Origin of the sequence: Asticcacaulis sp. AC466, from assembly GCF_000495815.1 — a bacterium.
In the GTDB taxonomy this organism is placed as follows: domain Bacteria; phylum Pseudomonadota; class Alphaproteobacteria; order Caulobacterales; family Caulobacteraceae; genus Asticcacaulis.
The window spans coordinates 163,992-182,888 of the sequence record NZ_AWGE01000013.1 but is presented as its reverse complement, the minus strand read 5'-3'; the positions used below and the strand labels follow the sequence as shown (position 1 = coordinate 182,888).

Below are 18,897 nucleotides of genomic sequence, written 5' to 3'. Positions count from 1 at the left end.
TGATTTTATAACACCAAGATGCGCTACACTACACACAAGCATGAAATCTCATGACAGCGCTGTTTGCGGATTATTTTCAAAGGCATGCGTTTTATCGGTCCCAATTGCTTGACCTTTGAGACTCAACTGAGTAGGTTCCGCGCCGTTCGAAGCCGGAATAGCAACCCGTTATTCCGCCTGCCAGGTGCTGAACGTGACAGATGAACCACCCGATAAGTCGGATCAGGATGAACTGAACGACCTCGACAAGCGGCTGAAGGCGATCGAAGCGCGCAAGCGTGAAACGCCGGATTACAGCGGTGAAGTCGGCGCCAATAAGGGCTACCAAGCCCTCGGCGAACTGATCGGGGGTATTCTCGGCGGTCTTGGACTGGGCTGGCTCAGCGATGAATATCTCCACACGCGTCCGTGGGGGATTATCATCGGCGGTATTTTGGGCATGATTGTGGCGGTCTATGCGGTCGTCCGGTCTGGCCGGGATACGAAGTAGCTTTGTAAGAATTTGGTTCGCCCCGGTGGGGCTGAAATTGTCTAAAGAGGTTTTGGGGCTTATGGCCGATCCGTTACACCAGTTTAAGATTGAGACCATCGTCCAGGGGCCCGTCTTCGAAGTGGGCGGCATCCATGTCGACCTGTCGCTGACCAATTCGGTCCTGGCCATGCTGATCGCCGTCGGCGCGACGCTGCTTTTCTTCGCCATGACCACTGCCCGCGCCAGCATCATTCCTGGTCGCGGCCAGGTCGTCGCCGAAAGCATTTTCGGCCTGATGGACGATCTGACCGATTCGATCATCGGTCACGAAGGCCGGAAGTTCCTGCCCTACGTGCTGACCCTGTTCCTGTTCATCCTGAGCTGTAACCTCGTCGGCATGTTCACCTATTTCACGGCCACCTCGCAGATTGCCGTCACCCTGACCCTGGCCGCCATGACCATCCTCCTGGTCCTCGGCGTCGGCTTCATCCGCAACGGCCTGGGCTTCTTCAAGATGTTCGTGCCGTCGGGCGTACCGTGGTACATCCTTGTGGTCCTGGTGCCGATCGAAGTCATCGCCTTCGTCATGCGCCCTGTCACCCTGACGCTCCGGTTGTTCGGCAACATGCTGGGCGGTCACATCGTCATGAAGGTGTTCGCCGGCTTCATCATCACTGGTCTGGCCATGGGCATCGGCGGTTACGCCATCGGCGCCCTGTCGCTGTCCACCATCGTCGCCCTGACGACTCTCGAATTCCTGGTCGCTTACCTGCAAGCCTTCGTGTTCGCGGTTTTGACCTGCGTTTATCTCAGTGACGTGGTCAATATCGGTCACCACTAAGTTTTCTACTTCAATCAGTCCCTATCCAAACTCGGAGTTTACACCCCATGGACACTGCATCCGCAACCCTTATCGCTGGCGGCCTCAAGTACATCGGCGCCGGCCTGGCCACCCTCGGCATGATCGGCGCCGGTATCGGCCTCGGCATCCTGTTCGGCAACTACTATGTCGGCGCCCTGCGTAACCCGTCGGCTGCCAAGACGCAGCAGACCAACCTCTTCATCGGCATGGCGCTGACCGAAGCCCTCGGCATCTTCGCCTTCGTTATCGCGCTGCTGATCCTCTTCGGCAATCCGAGCCTGTAATCTCGAAAACTGACCCCCGGCGCGGAATTCCCCGCGCCGGTACTAAGTTCTCAAGGATATATTATGACAGCCGCTACCTCTCCGGAGGCCATTACGACTGAAGGTACGGACGCATCCGGCGCTTCCTTCTCGGCAAACCCCAGCGTGACCACGGTCGCGACCCTGGTGCCGGGCACGAACGAGGCCGTGACGCATGACGTTCACGCCACGACCACCGAAACGGTGGCCGCCGGCGAACATCATGAGGCCAGCGAAGGCGGTCTGCCGCAGTTGAATACCGATCACTGGGCCGGTCAGATCGTCTGGCTCGTGTTCATCTTCGCCGTCTTCCTGCTGCTGATGTCGAAGGTCTTCGTGCCGCGCATCCGCAAGGTGATCGACACCCGTGGCGCCACCATCGCCGAGGATCTGGCCAATGCGCGCGCCAATCGCGATGAAGCCGAAGCCCAGGCCAAGCAGGCTGCTGCCGAAACCGCCGAAGCCCACGCTGCCGCGCGCAAGCTGGCGGCCGAGGCTGTCGCCCGCTCCAACGCCGAGGTCGCCGCGGCGACCGCTGCCGAGGACGAAAAGCTCGGCAAGCGTTTGGCCGAAGCTGAAGCCCGCATCCGCTCCGCGCGTGACGAAGCCATGGGCCACGTTGCCGACATCGCATCGGAAACCGCGTCGCTTCTGGTCGAAAAGCTGACGGGCAAGGCGGCGACCGCTGCTGCGCTCAAGTCCGCGCTGGGAAAGGTCTAGGACGATGGAACTTTTGCAAGACGCCGAATTCTGGGTCCGTATTGCCCTGGGCGTATTCGTCCTGATCCTGATCTTCGCCGGCGTGCCGGGCAAGATCTGGTCATCGTGGGGCGCCAGCGGCGAAGCCGTTCGTGCTGAACTGGACGAAGCCGTTCGCATCCGCCAGGAAGCGACTGACCTGCTCAACAGCATCAAGGCTCAGCGCCAGCAAGCCGAAGCTAAGGCCCGCGAAATCATCGCGTTCGCCGAGGAAGAAGCCGTCCGCATGGCCGCCGAAGCCCGTACCAAGCTGGAAGAAACGATCAAGCGTCGTGAGGAACTGGCCGAACGCAAGATCGCCCAGGCCGAGTCCAGCGCTGCCGCCGAAGTCAAGGCGGCCGCTGCCGATCTGGCTGCGAACCTGGCTGAGCGGGTTCTGCTCGATCGCGTCGCCAAGACGACGACCGATACCCTGGTCGACAAGGCCATTGGTCAACTGGAAGGCCGTTTCAACTAAACGGCTCACCATCCTGAAATAAGGCCCGGAGTTCGCTCCGGGCTTTTTTTGTTATAGCGATGGATCGCCGAGTTGGTCTTGCGCAGCCATCCGTTTGCGAGCCGCGTCATAGATCTGGGGCGATTGCGGCTTAATGAACAAAGAGGTGATCTGCGGATAGCTGGCCCTGACCTCGGCTTCCATACGACTGACCAGTCGCTCAAGCTCCGTAAGGCTTAGACTGTCATCGAATTCCAGGCTCATGGCGCCGATAATTTCGGAGGGCGACATCTGGGTGGTCAGCAAGCCATTGACGCGCAATACCCCCGGCATGGCTTCGGCAATGCGCACGATGCCGTCGTGGGTTGCCGGATCGGCCCTTTCGCCTATCAGCAAACCCTTGCTTTCACGCGCCAGGAACACCGCCACCGATGCCAGGACGCATCCAATCAAGATGGAGGCCACGCCATCGAAGCGCGGCTCATGGAAAGTTACCGAGGCCCAGGTGCCGATAAAGGCGATGACGATGCCGATCAGGGCCGCCGTGTCTTCCAACAGAACCATGAACTTCGGCGGGTCCTTGCTGTTTGTAATAGCCGTCACATAGCTCTGATCGCCCTTGGTCTCGCGAAACGCCTTCAGGGCAACCCACCAGGAGCCGCCCTCAAAGACCAAGGACAGCCCTAGAACGACATAGTTGATCCATGGCCTGTCGATTGGCTCAGGGGCCTGGATATGGGTTATACCCTCGTAGACGGACACCCCTGCCCCCACCGCAAAGATCAGGAGGGCGACAATAAAGCTCCAGAAATAGATTTCCCGGCCATATCCAAGCGGGTGCGCTGCGTCCGCCTTGCGACGGGACTGGTGCATGCCATAAAGCAGCAGGACTTCATTGCCGGTATCGACGAGGCTATGGACCGCCTCGGACAACATGGCCGAAGACCCGGTCAGCGCCGCGGCGATACCTTTCGTCACCGCCACCAGCAGGTTGCCCGCCAGCGCCGCATAAACCACCGTATTTGAGTTCGCGGCCATCCCGCCTCCGTTCTATCGACGAGACGGTGGACGCTCCGCGCATAAGAAATCAATCAGGTGTCGGTGAAGCGCGGCGCACGCCAACATTGCTCAGACGCGCGAAAAACCAGACGATAAGTCCGGGGACCAATACATATGCAACGATAATGATCGCCTGCGCGACCTCATTGAATTGATAGGGGTTGGAGCTTCCGACAAGACCGAGATAGGCATTCACGCCCGAGTAAACGGCCCCAAAAGCACTCGCCGCCAATCCCGTTCGCCCGCACGTCGCCAATGCTTTGGAATAAATGCCGATATCGCGACGAATGAAAACGACAGTCCCGCAGATCGCGGCGATGGCGACGACAAACACTGCCACCTTAGCGACAAACGTCAGATCGGCGAAAATGTCCAATGGCGAGGTTGTCGCCAGGAGATGCAGCAAAATGTGCAGTTTTTCGTTGGCCATCGCCTGCCCTGCCCTGTTATCGCGCGCAAGGTAGCATGGACAATGCGAAATACAAAAAAGCCCTCCGGCTGGACCGGAGGGCTTGATTATCTATTGCGTTTAGACCGTGCGCGGCTTGCGGAGAAATCGGCGGCGCATGCCAACCAATTGCCCCTTCCCGCGCAGGATCATCCGCTCGAACTTGAGAACCTGCTGCCAGAAGACCGAGACGACCTGCGGGTTACGGCGGAGCAGCTTGCGCAGCGGCATGACCCAGTTGGGGTGGCGGCGCTTGAGGTGGATGAACTGGCGGCGCGCCCAGAAGGCGTTGCGCAGGACAAGGATAAGACCAACGACGACAAGGAAATAGTGACCGGGCACGATGATCAGCAGGAAGCCGGCTGCCATGCAGATAAAGCCCAGAACGATCAAAATCCAGCCCAGCACCTTCTTGGAAAAGCGCTTGAGGCCGCGCTTGGCCGAGCGCGCATAGGCACGCCAGTTGCGGCCGCCTTCGGGCTTGTGCTGAACCACTGAATTTTCCGGCGGAATACCGCCACGTTCGCTGGACATAATCTTTACCGGACGCCTTGTCTCGTCCCCAAAACTCTGAATTTTGCACCGCAGCAAATCACCGCGATACGCCCCATATGGAGAGACAATAGGGCAATGTAAAGGCGTGTGCTGAATATCAGATGAATGTGGACGAAAATTAATTTCCCCAACGGAAAACCAACCCGTACACATGCGCCGAAAACCCGCCGACACATGCCTTAAACCCCTTATAGACAAGGAAATGTCAGGATACGATGTGGCGCTTGATCGCAAGCGCGCGCGGGCCATCACTTAGTATGACAGGAGTTTTCCAGAGCCGTGAGCGGGCTTTGGCGGCCTCTTGCGGCGACCCGCCAGAATCGTTTTGAGTTCATGCCGGAAGCGGTACATGAAACGGCGATTTTGCGGCAGCAGACGACGTTCGATTCGCAGGGTGTGCAGCCACATCATGGCTATGACCTTGGCGCCGGGACGCAGCATGGCGCGCAAGGGGCGCAACAATTTGGGATGGGCATGAACCTGGCGCATGAACTGCCGCTTCACCCAGGTCGAACTCCTGAGCAGCAGAATCAGTCCCAATAGCATGACCGGCACGCCGAACGGCCCCGGCAAAGGCGCGATGACAACACCAAGCACCATAAGCAGGACGCCCGACACCGTCATCAGCAGTTTGAAAAACACCGTCATGACATAGAGATGGGATGGACCGCAGTGGAAGTCCATCCCATCTTCGCCTATGGCGCCATAAAAAGTGGTTATCGCGAATTAGCTATAGGCCAAGTTAGCTATAGCTAAGGCGCGGCGCCCGCGCGGCACGGGTTTCGTCCAGCCGCTTGGCCGGAGCCAGGTATGGCGCCCCCTTGAAGCGCGCCACGTCGCCCGCCTTTGCCGCACCGGCAAGGGCGCACAAGACCGCGATGAAGCCATCCAGTTCGTCCTTCGATTCGGTCTCGGTCGGTTCGATCAGCATGGCGCCGTGAACGACCAACGGGAAGTACATGGTCATCGGGTGGAAGCCTTCGTCTATCATGGCCTTGGCGAAGTCGAGCGTGGTCACGTCGGTGCCTTCCAGCCAGCGATCGTCGAACAGGGCTTCGTGCATGCACGGACCGTCCGGGAACGGCACGCTCATCACGTCCTGCAACGACGCCTTGATGTAATTGGCGTTGAGGACCGCGTCCTCGGCCACCTGCTTCAGGCCGTCGGCACCATGGCTGAGCATGTAGGTCAGGGCGCGGATGAACATGCCCATCTGACCGTGGAAGGCGCACATACGGCCGAAATTGGCCGAAGACGATGCCTCATCGTGTTCCAGCATTTGGAAGCCGGCACCACCCGCAACGACCCACGGCTTTGGCGCATACGGGGCCAGAGCTTCGGACAGAACCACGGGGCCCGCGCCGGGGCCACCGCCGCCATGGGGCGTCGAAAAGGTCTTGTGCAGGTTGATGTGCATGGCGTCGACGCCGAGGTCACCGGGGCGGACGCGGCCTACAATGGCGTTGAAGTTGGCGCCGTCGCAGTAAAAATAGGCCCCCGCTTCGTGGGTCAGCCGGGCGATCTCAACGACATCGCGTTCGAACAGGCCGCAGGTGTTCGGGTTGGTGACCATGATAGCGGCGACATCGGGCCCAAGCTTGGACGCCAGGTCAGCCACATCGACGCGGCCATCGGCCGTTTGCGCCACTTCCTTGACCGTATAGCCGACAAAGGCGGCGGTCGCGGGGTTGGTGCCGTGGGCCGATGTCGGCACCAGGACGGTGCGGCGATGCCCCTGCCCCTTGGCTTCGTGCGCCGCCTTGATGGCCAGCAGACCGCACAGTTCGCCGTGGGCGCCCGCCTTGGGCGTAACGGCGACGGCCGGCATGCCAGTCAGGGTCTTCAGCCAGTGCGACAGGCTATCGATCAGCGCCAGCGCGCCCTGGACGGTCGATACCGGCTGGAGCGGGTGGATGTCGCCCAGACCGGGCAGACGAGCCATCTTTTCATTGAGGCGCGGATTGTGCTTCATGGTGCACGACCCGAGCGGATAGAGGGCCAGGTCGATGGCGTGGTTCTTTTGCGACAGGCGCACGTAATGGCGCATGGCTTCCGGCTCAGTCAGGCCCGGCAGGGACAGGTCGTCCCGCAGCAGGCCGTCCAGATCGGCGGCATCAATCTCGATATCGGCGAAATCGACCCCCGTGCGGCTATAGTCGTCTTTTTCGAAGATCAGCTTTTCCGATTGAAGCAGGCCACGGCCGCCAAGCAGGCTCTTGAACGAGGTGGTTTCGACGGCGAGTTCCGGCGCGGAAGGCCGCCCCACAGTGTTCATCTTGGGCGATTCGGCGTTCATCGGGCGACCTCCTTCAAAGCGGAGACAAGGGTGGCGATATCGCTATCGGATACGGTTTCGGTGACGGCGACGATCAGGTGATTTTCAAAACCCGGCGCGTCCTGAAGACGGGCGAACGGCACGCCACCCAACACGTTCTTCGCCGCCAGGGCCTCCACCACCGGGAGGGCGGCAACAGGCAGCTTGACGGTAAATTCGTTGAAGAAGCGCGGCGTGACGACGTCGAATCCGGCAGCCGCCAGTTCATCCTTCGCCTTGTGCGCCTTGGCGTAGTTGATCTTGGCGACGCGCTTGAGACCTTCCTGGCCCAACAGGCTCATGTGGATCGAGAAGGCCAATGCGCACAGGCCGGAATTGGTGCAGATATTCGAGGTCGCCTTGTCACGGCGGATATGCTGTTCGCGAGTGGACAGGGTCAGGACGAAGCCACGTTCGCCATCGGCATCCACCGTTTCACCGCACAGACGGCCGGGCAGTTGGCGCAGATACTTTTCCTTGGCGGCGAACAGGCCGACATAGGGGCCGCCGTAGGACAAAGGCACACCTATCGACTGGCCTTCGACGGCCACGACATCGGCGCCCATTTCGCCCGGCGATTTCAACAGGCCGAGCGACATGACTTCGGTGACGACCACGATCAGCAGCGCGCCGGCGGCCTGGGCGGCCTTGGCAATTTCGCTGACATCGGTGGCGGTGCCGAAGACGTTCGGTGTCTGGACGACGACGCAGGCCGTATTGGCGTCGATATGTTTCAGCACGTCGGCTTCGTCATCGACGGCAACGGCGCAGGCTTCGGTTTCGATGCCGACGGCATGCGCCAGGGTTTCCACGGTTTCGCGGTAATGGGGATGCAGACCGCCCGACAGGACCGCCTTGTTGCGCTTGGTGACGCGCGTCGCCATCAGCACGCTTTCGGCCGCGGCGGTCGAGCCGTCGTACAGCGAGGCGTTGGCGACCGGCATACCGGTGAGGCGCGCGACCTGGCTCTGGAACTCGAACAGAACCTGAAGCGTGCCCTGCGCGATTTCCGGCTGGTACGGCGTATAGCTGGTGAGAAACTCCGAGCGCTGGATGATGTGGTCCACGGTCGCGGGAATGTGGTGGCGATAGGCGCCGGCCCCGACGAAAAACGGCACCTTGGCCGGCGACAGGTTTTGGTCGGCGAAGGCGGTCAGTTGCGCCTCGACTTCCAGTTCGCCCGCGACCTTGGGCAGGTCAACCGTTCCGGTGCGGCGCGCCGACGGGGGCACATCGACGAACAGGGCATCGACGCTGTCCACGCCGATCTTTTCCAGCATGGCGGCGCGGTCGCCGCTGCTCAAGGGGAGATATCTCATAGGCTTAATCCTACTCTTGGTCCCCTCGCCCCGGACACGGAGCGAGGGCCGGAGGCGTCGGGCGCCGGTTTACAGGGTCGAGAGGTAATCTTCGTAGGCGGCGCGATCCATCAGGGCGTCCAGTTCGGAGACGTCGCTGAGCTTGATCTTGGCGATCCAGCCACCGGCTTCGGGAACGGCATTGATGGTTTCAGGCGCACCCGACAGGTCGGTATTGGCCTCGATGACTTCCCCCGACACGGGGGCGTAGACGTCGGACGCGGCCTTGACGCTTTCGACCACGGCGAAGCTGTCACCCTTTTTCAGGGTCTTGCCGACATCGGGGATTTCGACAAAGACAACATCGCCAAGCGCTTCGGCGGCGTAGGCGGTAATGCCGACAAAGGCTTCGTTACCGGTGATTTCGACCCATTCGTGATCCTTGGTGAACTTCATTTTCTTAACCCTTAGGCTTGCGGTGGTAGCCGTTCGCAACGAACGGCAGGGCGACGACTTCGGCGGCGTATGACTTGCCGCGCGTTTCGAGTTTGAGGGCGGTGCCGACGGCCGAAGACGACGGCGGCACAAAGCCCATGGCGATGGAATAGCCGAGCGACGGCGACGGCACGCCCGACGTCACGACACCGATTTCGGCGCCATCGGCAGACAGGATCTTGGCGCCTTCACGGGCGGGCGGGCCTTCCAGCACGCGCAAGGCCACGCGAACGCGCGCCAGGCCGCCGTCAAGCTGGGCCTTGAGGCGGTCGATGCCCCGGATGTCGCCGCGCGTCAGGCGCGACTTATTCATGGCGAACCCGAGATTGGCCTCGGCCAGGGTGTATCCGGCGTCCATCTCATGGCCATACAGCGGCATACCGGCTTCGAGGCGCAGGCTGTCACGCGCGCCCAGGCCGATCGGCTTGACGATGGGGTTGGACAGGAGTTCGGCCCACAGATCGCCGACGCGGTCGGCGGGGAAGCTGATCTCGAAGCCGTCCTCGCCGGTATAGCCGGAGCGGGAAATATAGGCGACTTCGCCCAGAAGTTGGAACGTGCCGCAGTCCATGAAATACATCTCGCAGGCCGCGGGACACAGGTCTTTCATGACATCCTTCGCCTTGGGGCCTTGCAGGGCCAGAAGGGCGCGGTCGGTCAGGACTTCGAATTCGACATCGGCGCCCGCTTCGTCATTGGCGATGAAGTCGGCGATGATATCGAAATCCTGATCCTTGCAGGCGGCATTGACGACCAGGAAATAGCCTTCGGCTTCCGGGCGCGATACCATCCAGTCGTCAAGGATGCCGCCGTCTTCAGCGAGCAACAGCGAATATTTCTGACGGCCTTGCGCCAGGGTGCCGAAATCGCCGGGTGTCAGGGCCTCCAGCACGGCGGTGGCGCCTTCGCCATGCAGGCGCGCCTGACCCATATGGGACACGTCGAAGAGGCCTGCCTCGGCGCGGGTCCATTTGTGTTCGGCCAGCACGCCGTCGTATTTGACGGGCATGTTGTAGCCGGCGAACGGCACCATCTGGCCGCCAAGCGCCGTGTGCTGGGCATAAAGCGGGGTATTCTTGAGTAGCTCGGAATCGGACATGGGGGCTCGCAGACGGTTTGAATACGTTCTGCCCCCGCTGTCCCTTTTGGCCTGAGAGATTTGCTCCTTCGGCGAGGGCCTGTCAGGCCCTACTTTCCAGCGTTTAATGTGACGAGCGGTCCATTTTGCCTGAGCGTTTCCGGGGCGGTTGCGCCTTCGGCGGTGCGAGTCTGCACTCTCTCCCGCGAGTCTTTTCGCTTGTGCGGCAGGCGGCGTTAAGAGTCAAGGCGATCTGAGTTTGGAAGGCTGAATATGTTTGCTTCCGTTTCGGGCGATCCGATGTCGCTATCTCCGAAAATTTGCTATAAGTGGCTGGGGCTCATCTGGGGGAATGGCATGTCAGATTACAAGCTTGTCTATATTGCTTCGGAGTTCGATGCCGGGCGATTGGGCTTTCTCGGCACAGGCGTTTTTTTTATGGCGCTCGGTCTCGTGATGATCTTGGTGACCCGACGGTCAAATAAGAGGGTAGACAGCACACCGCCACGTCACAGGATATTTTCGTGGCTCTTCTTTATATTTGCGGTCCTTTGGACTCTGATGGCGGGCACAGGGTTGGGCCTTGATTGGCTTCGGGTCAGTAATGCGCTACGAGACAACGACTATCACGTCGTTGAAGGGCAGGTTGATGATTTCGTGCCAATGCCGGCAGAAGGCCATGCCGACGAAACATTTAGAGTAAAGGGAGTTCATTTCAGCTACTCCGACTATACCATGACGGCGGGATACAGACAGTCCGAGGTAAAAGGCGGCTATATTCACTCAGGAATCCCCGTCAGAATTGGCTATGTTTGCGCTCCAAGCGAACAGGATTGCAGTGATCCCCTCATTGTTCGCCTTGAGTTAAAAGACCAATCGCCTATCCGTGAAGATTCACGATAACCAACGCACCACCCAGAAGATGAGCAGCGCCACGATGCCTATGACCAGCGCCGCGAAGACCAGCATGACGGTCAGGCTGGTGATCTTCTGTATGACCGGCACGTCTTCGTAGGTGAAGCTATCGGCCGGCCAGGTCTTGGTTTCGACCAGCGCTTTCAGTTCGCCCACGGTGAAATCGCGATAGACCAGACATTTGTCGGGCCACAGCCACCAGAATGGGCTGACCTTTTGTTCCGCGGGCGGTTTGACGCCGTACAAAGCCAGCAAGGTCATCATGTCGTCGATATAGAAGTCGGTGACAGCATCGTCGTCGAGGTCGCCGATCAGCCACGCGTCATCGCCGCGCGCTTCGAAAGCGGCCAGGCCTTCGGGTGTCAGGCGGGTGGCCAGGAGGTCATGCAGACGGGTATCGAACGATTTAGCCATTGTTGACGATCAGCTTCAAATGCCCCTTTTCGCGCATTTGCGGCGGATCGTAAAGCTCCGGACGCGGCACCATCTCACCCTTGCCCAGGAAACGCGTCTTGTACTTCGCCATTTGGGGCAGCAGAGACGCTTCGAGATGCGCCGGGGTTATGTCGATGCAACGGTCGGCGATGCGCTCAATCTGACGGTTATGATAGCGGCCGGGCGGTGTCACCAGAACCAGCGTCTTCTTCGGGAAGCGCTCCTTGAGGTATCGCGCCGTCGCCGCGTGGTCACCATCCGCCGTGACCAGGTAGCAGACGTCGAACAGGTCATCCTCAGCGTCGGCGGCGATGGACAGGGCCAGATTGACATCGCCCTGTTTTTCGACCGCGACCTGCCATTTATGGCCGCACGCATTGCAGCCGTCCATGGCGTGGACAAAGTGGCCCATCCGGCAGATGACCCCCTGCCCTTTCAAAGCCTTCATATAGTCTTCGTGGCGCTTGAGCTTGGATCTGTGGGTCGGGGAAAAGGCGGAACACCAGACGACCCGTTTGACCACTTCGGACGGGGGCGCGATGGCGCGGCCGAGCGCTTTCAGGTTCAGCCATTTCAGATAGGGACGTTTATAGGCATCGACGGCGTGATAGAGATTGAAGCCGTCATAATAGAAGGCGGCGCGCTTGCGGAAAAACGGCCAGACAAAGCCGCCTTCCGAACCTGTCTCCCGCCCCTTGGCCATACCCCAACACCATCCGTTAACGCTTCGGTAACAGTTAAGCGCAAGTCCGGGCGTTTGTCAGCAGGTTTTACGTAAGGCGGCCTGCGAGGGGTAAAACACGAAAAGTGAAAGATGATCACGCCTTTATACCGCCCCACCTGTGGGCCGGGGGACCGCACGAAGCGCGACGCACGGACGGAACATATTCAAGCCCTTAGGCTTCCGTCGCGCAAGATGTGGTGGTGGGGGCCTTTACGGGCATTTCGAAATGCGCTGAATAGGCTGTTACCAAGGACCACCTGGCTATTGGGTGTCGGGCAAACAAAGGCCCCCACCACCACATCTCGCCAGCGTAAACGCTGTCTCGTGCGGTCCCCCGCCCCGCAAGCAGGGCGGTATAAGAAAAGCCCTCTCCGGTTACATCTGTTCCGGCGCGGACAGGCCCATCAGGTCGAGGCCGAGTTCCAGTTGCCGCAAGGTCAGGCGGACCAGGGCCAGGCGCGACGCCTTGACGCCCGCATCGTCACCCACGAGGACCGGACAGGCGGCATAGAATTTCGAGAAGCCCTGCGCCAGCTTATAGACATGGTCGGCCAGAATGTTCGGCGCGCGCTTGAGATAGGTTTCCTTCAAGGCGTTGTCGAAGCCATCGAGCAGCAAGACGAGTTCGCGTTCCGCCACCTCGCCAACCGTAATCACACCGGCGGCGACGCCCTGATCGACCGCCTTACGCAGGATCGATTTCATGCGCACCGCCTGATACAGCAGATACGGCCCAGTCTTGCCTTCGAAACTCATGAAGCGGTCAAGATCGAAGATATAATTGGTCAGCCGATGGTTGCTCAGTTCGGCAAATTTAAGCGCGGCGATGGCAACCTTATGCGCGGTGTCGGCGAAGGCTGCTTCGGACAGGCCCTCCCCCAGGCCCGCTTCATGCAGGCGCGCCGTAGCCTTTTCCTCGGCCTGTGAAATCAGGTCGTGCAGTTTCAGCGTCCCGCCGTCGCGCGTTTTGAACGGCTTGCCGTCCGTGCCGTTGACCGTGCCGTTGGCGGCATGTTCCAGTTGGCCTTCGTGGGCATAGCCGGCCAGATAGGCGGCGCGGAAGACCTGTTCGAAATGGTCGGACTGGCGCTGATCGACGATATAGAGGGTCAGGTCAGGCTGATATTCGGTTTTGCGCTGGACGATGGTGGCCAGGTCGGTCGTACCGTACATGGACGAGCCTTCCGACGACACGACGAGCAAGGGCGGCACGTCCTTCTTGTCATCGGGCTTCGCCACACGAACAATCTGTGCGCCCTGATCGGGTTCCAGCAGGCCCTTGGCTTTCAGGTCGGCGATCATGCCTTCGATAAAGGGATCGGCGTCGCTTTCGCCCTTCCACCAGTCGAATTCGACGCTGAGCGCGCCGTAGTCGCGGATCAGGGCGGTGCGGCTGACCGTCACGAAATGCTGCCACAGGGCGCGATACCCTTTTCGGCCCTGCTGCAATTCGCGCGTCGCCTTCTTGGCGCGGTCACGATAGGCTTCGTCGGCCTTGCCCTTATTGGAGGCCAGCGGATAGAGGCGTTCCAGATCGTCGAGCGAGACCGGCGCATCGGTGGGATAGTCACCGGTGAAATCGGCATCGAAATAGGGCAGATCGGGTTGTTCGTCCGACACAGCGACGATCAACAGCCCCATCTGATAGCCCCAGTCGCCGAAGTGGGCGTCCCCCATGACTTCGTCGCCCAGGAAGCGCAGGATGCGTTTCAGGCTTTCGCCGATGACGGCGGTGCGCAGGTGGCCGACATGCATGGGCTTTGCGACATTCGGGCCGCCGAAATCGATGATGATCTTGCGCTGTTGCGCTACCTTGGGCGCCCCCAGGCGCGCATCGCCCGCCAGCACATTGGCGCGCGCGGACAGAGCGTCGTCAGACAGGGTGAAATTCAGAAAGCCGGGACCGGCGATTTCGAGTTTAGACAGGCGCGCGTCGTCGGTGAAATGGCTGACGATCTTGCCCGCCACCTCGCGGGGATTGGCCTTGGCCGCCTTGGCGACGGCCAGCGCGCCGTTACATTGAAAATCGGCGAGGTCCGGACGGTCCGACGCATTGACGCGACCGGCGGCGGCATCGAACCCTTCGGCCACAAAGGCGGCCTGGGCGCTGTCGCTCAGCTGCGTCTTGAAATCGTGAGTGTCGGTGAAGGCTTCGGTGAAGGCGGGCATATGTCTATCCGGGTACAAATCGTCCCCGCTCTTACGCCACGCCGCCTGCCTGTTTCAAGTCCTAGTTCTTCAGGACCCAATTCTGGAGGCCCTACTTCTTTTCCGCATTGGTCACATAGCGGAAGTGCTTACCTTCGCGGTTGAAGGCGGCCATCTGCGGGGTGACGTCGAACCCGACGAGCACTTCGAAGTTGGACCCGGACACCGAAATGTCCTTGCGCGGGATGTAGATGCCCTGGAGGCGGGTGTTCAAATCCACCCGTTCCTGGCCCGGCGCGAAGGTAACCGGCAGTTCGAATTCCTGCTTGGCCAAAACCGCCGAGTCGCGCTCGGTTACGGCGACCCAATACTTGTAAACCTTGGTTTGCCCTTCAGCCTCGGGCCCGCGGCCGAGCGAGAAGCTGATATCCATGCCGACCTGGATCGGATCGGTGCCTTTATAGGCGCATTCCGATTCGATGCCGTTGATCTCGCCCGTCCATTGCGCGGCGGAGGTCGTTTCCTTGTCGTCCTTGAATTCATGGTAGCGGGCGGCGTCGTAGAGCACCTTGACGTAAGGGCATGGCCCTTCGGCCTTCACGGCCTTTAGACGGAGGGAGCGATCGCCCCACTCTTCGTCCTTCTTGGCCTTCTTTGCAGCCGTATCGCTGTCGTCATCGGCGCCTTGCTGCTGAGCGAGCGCCGCCATGGCGCCAGCATTGAGGAAAACGCCCAGGCAAACCCCTGCCAGAATACGACGCATAACAACGGACATAGGCGAGAAATCCCCAAAGAAATCGGTCGAGCGAAGCGCGGCGCGCATCGGTTAAGGATGTGTAGCGCCTCGATTTCACTTTTCAAAGGGTTTTATGGAGCAGTTGCGGCCAAAGTGCGGCGGAACTTCATCACCTGTGACTTGTTGACGCCGGCCTATGCCCCGCCGACACAGTCGTCCACCGATTGCGCGGCAATAGTTGGTGCGGCATATTCCCATGCGGCACGAAAATGATTATGTGTCTGAACATGAGTTCCGCTCCCTTGAAAGTCTACCTCGCCACGCCGCGCGGCTTTTGCGCCGGCGTCGACCGCGCCATCCAGATCGTCGAACGCGCGCTTGAGCGTTACGGCGCGCCGGTCTATGTCCGCCATGAGATCGTGCACAACAAGCACGTCGTCGACCGGCTGAAATCGTTGGGCGCCATTTTCGTCAAGGAACTGGAACAGTGTCCGCCGGACCGTCCGGTTGTCTTTTCGGCGCATGGCGTTCCCAAATCCGTGCCCGCAGAAGCACGCGACCGCCAGATGTTCTTCCTCGACGCCACCTGCCCGCTTGTGTCCAAGGTCCATGTCGAGGCTGAACGCCATCACGACGAAGGACGCGAAATCATCCTGATTGGCCATGCCGGCCACCCGGAAGTCATTGGCACCATGGGGCAATTGCCGCCCGGCACGGTCAAGCTGATCGAAACGGTGGAGCAGGCGCGCCAGTTCGTTCCGGTCGATCCGCAGAACCTGGCCTTCGTCACCCAGACAACCTTGTCGGTCGATGACACGGCCGAAATCGTCAGCGCCTTGCAGGCCCGTTTCCCGGCCATCAAGGTGCCGCACAAGGAAGACATCTGCTACGCCACCACCAACCGTCAGGACGCGGTCAAGCAGGTCTCCGGCGATTGCGATCTGGTGCTGGTTATCGGCTCGGCCAAGTCATCCAATTCGCAGCGCCTGGTCGAGGTCGCCCTGCGCGCCGGGGCCAAGGCCGCCTATCTGGTTGATGATGCGTCCTTCGTCGATTGGACGTGGTTCGAAAATGTCAGGACATTGGGCATATCGGCGGGCGCATCGGCGCCGGAAAACCTGATCGAGGGGTTGGTGGCGGCCGTATCGGCGCGCTTCGACGCCGAGGTCATCGAAAGCAATGGCGTGCGTGAAACCGTGACGTTCAAGCTACCGAAAGCCGTTGCCTGATGAGCGGGACGCCACGCGCGCACGTGACGCTTTATACCGACGGCGCATGTAAGGGAAATCCCGGTCCGGGCGGCTGGGGCTGCATTCTCATGTCGGGCCTGCATGAAAAGGAATTGTACGGTTATGAGCCGTCAACGACCAACAACCGCATGGAATTGATGGCGGCCATTGCCGGGCTGGAAGCGCTCAAAAAACCGTGCGACGTAAAGCTCTACATCGACAGCCAGTACGTGCTCAAAGGCATGACCGAATGGATCCGCGGCTGGAAGGCGCGCGGATGGAAGACCGCCGACAAGAAGCCGGTCAAGAATGACGACCTGTGGATACGTCTCGATGCCGCGTGCCAGCCGCACAAGATCAAATGGATCTGGGTCAAGGGCCACGCCGGCAATGAAATGAATGAGCGCGCCGACCAATTGGCCAATAGGGGCATAGCCGAGGCACGCCAGCGCGCTTAGGTCCTCAATCGCCGAAGTCGAAGATATCCGACAGGTCGAATCCCTTCTTTTTCTTCTTGCGGCCATACTTGTCATAGTGGTCGCGCGATTCATATCGACGCTCATCATCGTCGTCATGATCGCGGCTATAGGCTTGCTGAGGGCGGGGCTGGAGCGGTGGCGGCAACGGAATTTCCTTGGCGTCCTGCGTCAGGGAGATTAGTTTTTCCAGTTCGCCGCGGTCCAGCCAGACGCCCTGGCATTGCGTGCAGATGTCGATCAATATGCCTTCGCGAATGACTTCACGAAAAGCGCCCTTACAGACAGGGCAGATCAAGGCGGACATGGCGGCTCCTCAGATAGTGATACCTGTCCGAGATTGGGCCGCCACCGCGGCGATCAAGAGCGATAACAGAAATGTCAAATCCAGCTACACAGGTGTCAAGTCGCTTTTGAACCGGCGCCAGTTGCGGACATAGTGGGCCGCCGACTGTTTGAGCTTGCCGATCTGTTCCGGCGTCAGTTCGCGCACCACCCGCGCCGGCGCACCCAGCAGCAGAACCCCATCCGGATAGACCTTGCCTTCCGGCACCACGGCCCCCGCACCGACAATGCTGTCGCGGCCGATCGTGGCGCGGCCCAGGATGACGGCGCCAATGCCGATCAGCGAATTGTCACCGATCGTGCAGCTATGGATCATCGCCTTGTGTCCGACTGTCACGTCATCGCCGATATGCAGCGGCAGACCGTCGTCAGAGTGCAGGACCGCACCGTCCTGGATATTGGTGCGCGCCCCGATGGTTATGGGGTCATTGTCGCCGCGAATGACCGCATTGAACCAGACACTGGCGTCATCGCCCAGGGTCACATCCCCCATGATATCGGCGGAAGGGGCGATCCAGAAACGGTCGTCTTCCGGCAGAACCGGTTGCTTGTCTCCCAACTTATATATGGCCATGGCGCGACCTCCCTACGGCTTCTTTATGACGCTTCTGCGAAATTGTCATCAACCGCTCGTCCATTAAGTTCTCGCTAACCATCTGGGACGAATCTGGATACCGTCAGTGACGGGGAATCACTTCCCCAAAACTGACTGAACATAAGGTTTCAGCCTTAGAGGTAGATGTGGCAATTCGAGTAGCGTTCTCGTCCCTTGCTTCCCCTCCACCGCCCATTTTCGGCGATGGCGCCTCTCCTGTCTGTCGCCGAATTTCCTCCCCAATCCTGTATCGTTTACCCGAAGGCGAGCCGTTCATGGCGTCGCCTTTTTTCATGCCTCAAAGGAGACACCCATGACCAAGCGATCCGCCAAGCGTTTCATGCGCGAGGGAACCCTGGATGCCGAACAATATCAACCAGACGCCAAGGTGCGCCGGTTGAATGTTCATGTCGGCGGTGGCTGGTCTCCGATGAACGGGAATGGCGGTCCTGCCAACGAGGACCGCGACCAGAGCTACGTGAAAACCATCAAGCCGAAGTCGGAAGGTCAGGCGGCCCTGATGGCCGCCATCGATGAGAAAAACCTGGTGCTGGCGCTTGGGCCGGCAGGGACCGGCAAGACCTACCTCGCCATCGCCAAGGCCGTGGAAGCGTTGGAAGCCGGCAAGGTCGGCCGGATCGTCCTGTCGCGACCGGCCGTCGAAGCCGGGGAATCAATCGGCTTCCTGCCCGGCGATATGGAAGACAAGTTGGCGCCGTATCTGCGCCCGCTGTACGACGCCCTCACCGACCGCCTCAGCATGAAGCGCGTCAAGGCGTTGATGCAGGAAGGGCTGATCGAAATCGCACCGGTCGGCTATATGCGCGGCCGCACGCTCAACAATGCTTTTGTCGTTATCGACGAGGCGCAGAACTGCACCTATACCCAGCTCAAAATGTTGCTGACGCGCCTGGGCTGGAATTCAACCATGATCGTCACCGGCGATCCCGCACAGTCCGACCTTCTGCCCGGCATTTCCGGTCTGGCGGACGTGGCGAACCGGTTCGAAGCGGTCGAAACCATCAAGGTAGTGCGGCTTAAGGATACCGACATCGTTCGCCATCCGTTGGTAGCGCAGATGCTTGGGGTACTGTAACCTACTGTTTCAACGTTATAAAGTGAAACGGCCGGATCGCTCCGGCCGTTTTTTGTGCCCAATCATATGACGCGCGCAACAAAAAAGCGGCGAGGTTACCCTCGCCGCTTTCCGTTTTAT

The 18,897-nt window shown here is 60.2% G+C and carries 23 protein-coding genes and 1 riboswitch; of the genes, 9 read left to right on the top strand and 14 right to left on the bottom strand.

What is annotated here, in order from left to right; genetic code table 11:
* Positions 1 to 193: 193 nt before the first annotated feature.
* From AEAC466_RS36315 to AEAC466_RS36295, 5 genes are all read left to right on the top strand, one after another.
* Positions 194 to 490 (top strand): AtpZ/AtpI family protein, encoded by a 297-nt coding sequence (locus AEAC466_RS36315; RefSeq protein ID WP_035430013.1) that lies wholly within the window; start codon positions 194 to 196, stop codon positions 488 to 490.
* A gap of 61 nt (positions 491 to 551) precedes the next feature.
* Entirely contained in the window at positions 552 to 1,313 is a 762-nt protein-coding gene (locus tag AEAC466_RS36310; RefSeq protein WP_023458802.1) for a F0F1 ATP synthase subunit A, read from the top strand.
* Positions 1,314 to 1,360: 47 nt separating this feature from the next.
* Complete coding sequence (locus AEAC466_RS36305) at positions 1,361 to 1,618, top strand: F0F1 ATP synthase subunit C (RefSeq protein WP_023458801.1); 258 nt, start codon at positions 1,361 to 1,363, stop codon at positions 1,616 to 1,618.
* A 63-nt stretch (positions 1,619 to 1,681) separates the two neighbouring features.
* On the top strand, positions 1,682 to 2,356 hold the full coding sequence (locus AEAC466_RS36300) for a F0F1 ATP synthase subunit B family protein (RefSeq protein ID WP_023458800.1): 675 nt from the start codon (positions 1,682 to 1,684) through the stop codon (positions 2,354 to 2,356).
* A 4-nt stretch (positions 2,357 to 2,360) separates the two neighbouring features.
* A complete protein-coding gene (locus tag AEAC466_RS36295) occupies positions 2,361 to 2,852 on the top strand; it encodes a F0F1 ATP synthase subunit B family protein (protein WP_023458799.1) in 492 nt (163 codons plus the stop codon).
* A 51-nt stretch (positions 2,853 to 2,903) separates the two neighbouring features.
* On the opposite strand, the gene AEAC466_RS36290 is transcribed toward AEAC466_RS36295, so the two are convergent.
* The 8 genes from AEAC466_RS36290 to gcvT form a co-directional block, all read right to left on the bottom strand.
* On the bottom strand, positions 2,904 to 3,869 hold the full coding sequence (locus AEAC466_RS36290) for a cation diffusion facilitator family transporter (protein ID WP_023458798.1): 966 nt from the start codon (positions 3,867 to 3,869) through the stop codon (positions 2,904 to 2,906).
* 49 nt (positions 3,870 to 3,918) lie between these two features.
* Positions 3,919 to 4,320 (bottom strand): hypothetical protein, encoded by a 402-nt coding sequence (locus tag AEAC466_RS36285; RefSeq protein WP_023458797.1) that lies wholly within the window; start codon positions 4,318 to 4,320, stop codon positions 3,919 to 3,921.
* Between the two features lie 99 nt (positions 4,321 to 4,419).
* A complete protein-coding gene (locus tag AEAC466_RS43820) occupies positions 4,420 to 4,872 on the bottom strand; it encodes a hypothetical protein (protein WP_023458796.1) in 453 nt (150 codons plus the stop codon).
* Positions 4,873 to 5,145: 273 nt separating this feature from the next.
* Positions 5,146 to 5,577, bottom strand: coding sequence for a hypothetical protein (locus tag AEAC466_RS36280; RefSeq protein ID WP_023458795.1), 432 nt, complete (start codon positions 5,575 to 5,577; stop codon positions 5,146 to 5,148).
* 58 nt (positions 5,578 to 5,635) lie between these two features.
* Complete coding sequence (gene gcvPB / locus AEAC466_RS36275) at positions 5,636 to 7,168, bottom strand: aminomethyl-transferring glycine dehydrogenase subunit GcvPB (RefSeq protein ID WP_031239018.1); 1,533 nt, start codon at positions 7,166 to 7,168, stop codon at positions 5,636 to 5,638.
* A 17-nt stretch (positions 7,169 to 7,185) separates the two neighbouring features.
* Positions 7,186 to 8,526, bottom strand: a complete 1,341-nt coding sequence (gene gcvPA, locus AEAC466_RS36270; protein ID WP_031239017.1) for an aminomethyl-transferring glycine dehydrogenase subunit GcvPA — start codon at positions 8,524 to 8,526, stop codon at positions 7,186 to 7,188.
* A gap of 69 nt (positions 8,527 to 8,595) precedes the next feature.
* Positions 8,596 to 8,961: a glycine cleavage system protein GcvH gene (gene gcvH / locus AEAC466_RS36265; protein WP_023458792.1), complete on the bottom strand. Its 366-nt coding sequence runs from the start codon at positions 8,959 to 8,961 to the stop codon at positions 8,596 to 8,598.
* 4 nt (positions 8,962 to 8,965) lie between these two features.
* Entirely contained in the window at positions 8,966 to 10,099 is a 1,134-nt protein-coding gene (gcvT, locus tag AEAC466_RS36260) for a glycine cleavage system aminomethyltransferase GcvT (protein WP_023458791.1), read from the bottom strand.
* Between the two features lie 106 nt (positions 10,100 to 10,205).
* Positions 10,206 to 10,294, bottom strand: a riboswitch (glycine riboswitch).
* A gap of 57 nt (positions 10,295 to 10,351) precedes the next feature.
* Here gcvT and AEAC466_RS43815 point away from each other — a divergent pair.
* Positions 10,352 to 10,981, top strand: coding sequence for a hypothetical protein (locus AEAC466_RS43815; RefSeq protein ID WP_023458790.1), 630 nt, complete (start codon positions 10,352 to 10,354; stop codon positions 10,979 to 10,981).
* Here the strand turns inward: AEAC466_RS43815 and AEAC466_RS36255 are convergent.
* From AEAC466_RS36255 to AEAC466_RS36240, 4 genes are all read right to left on the bottom strand, one after another.
* Positions 10,973 to 11,407: a hypothetical protein gene (locus AEAC466_RS36255; protein ID WP_023458789.1), complete on the bottom strand. Its 435-nt coding sequence runs from the start codon at positions 11,405 to 11,407 to the stop codon at positions 10,973 to 10,975. The two genes, AEAC466_RS43815 and AEAC466_RS36255, sit on opposite strands and share 9 nt — an antisense overlap.
* The gene (locus tag AEAC466_RS36250) at positions 11,400 to 12,131 is read right to left on the bottom strand and encodes an NYN domain-containing protein (RefSeq protein WP_023458788.1); all 732 of its coding nucleotides are present in this window, start codon (positions 12,129 to 12,131) and stop codon (positions 11,400 to 11,402) included. The genes AEAC466_RS36255 and AEAC466_RS36250 overlap by 8 nt, the downstream gene beginning before the upstream one ends.
* A gap of 396 nt (positions 12,132 to 12,527) precedes the next feature.
* The gene (gene argS, locus AEAC466_RS36245; RefSeq protein ID WP_023458787.1) at positions 12,528 to 14,321 is read right to left on the bottom strand and encodes an arginine--tRNA ligase; all 1,794 of its coding nucleotides are present in this window, start codon (positions 14,319 to 14,321) and stop codon (positions 12,528 to 12,530) included.
* A gap of 91 nt (positions 14,322 to 14,412) precedes the next feature.
* Positions 14,413 to 15,075 (bottom strand): hypothetical protein, encoded by a 663-nt coding sequence (locus AEAC466_RS36240; RefSeq protein WP_052025145.1) that lies wholly within the window; start codon positions 15,073 to 15,075, stop codon positions 14,413 to 14,415.
* Positions 15,076 to 15,323: 248 nt separating this feature from the next.
* On the opposite strand from AEAC466_RS36240, the gene ispH reads away from it, so the two are divergent.
* A complete protein-coding gene (gene ispH / locus AEAC466_RS36235) occupies positions 15,324 to 16,265 on the top strand; it encodes a 4-hydroxy-3-methylbut-2-enyl diphosphate reductase (RefSeq protein WP_031239015.1) in 942 nt (313 codons plus the stop codon).
* Complete coding sequence (gene rnhA, locus AEAC466_RS36230; protein ID WP_023458784.1) at positions 16,265 to 16,723, top strand: ribonuclease HI; 459 nt, start codon at positions 16,265 to 16,267, stop codon at positions 16,721 to 16,723. Before ispH ends, rnhA begins: the two co-directional genes overlap by 1 nt.
* A 4-nt stretch (positions 16,724 to 16,727) precedes the next feature.
* Here rnhA and AEAC466_RS36225 read toward each other — a convergent pair whose 3' ends face one another.
* Together AEAC466_RS36225 and AEAC466_RS36220 are read right to left on the bottom strand one after the other, a co-directional pair.
* A complete protein-coding gene (locus AEAC466_RS36225; protein WP_023458783.1) occupies positions 16,728 to 17,048 on the bottom strand; it encodes a TFIIB-type zinc ribbon-containing protein in 321 nt (106 codons plus the stop codon).
* A gap of 84 nt (positions 17,049 to 17,132) precedes the next feature.
* Positions 17,133 to 17,660: a gamma carbonic anhydrase family protein gene (locus tag AEAC466_RS36220; RefSeq protein WP_023458782.1), complete on the bottom strand. Its 528-nt coding sequence runs from the start codon at positions 17,658 to 17,660 to the stop codon at positions 17,133 to 17,135.
* Between the two features lie 334 nt (positions 17,661 to 17,994).
* Between AEAC466_RS36220 and AEAC466_RS36215 the strand changes: the two genes are divergently transcribed.
* On the top strand, positions 17,995 to 18,777 hold the full coding sequence (locus tag AEAC466_RS36215) for a PhoH family protein (protein ID WP_023458781.1): 783 nt from the start codon (positions 17,995 to 17,997) through the stop codon (positions 18,775 to 18,777).
* The last annotated feature ends 120 nt before the right edge of the window (positions 18,778 to 18,897 follow it).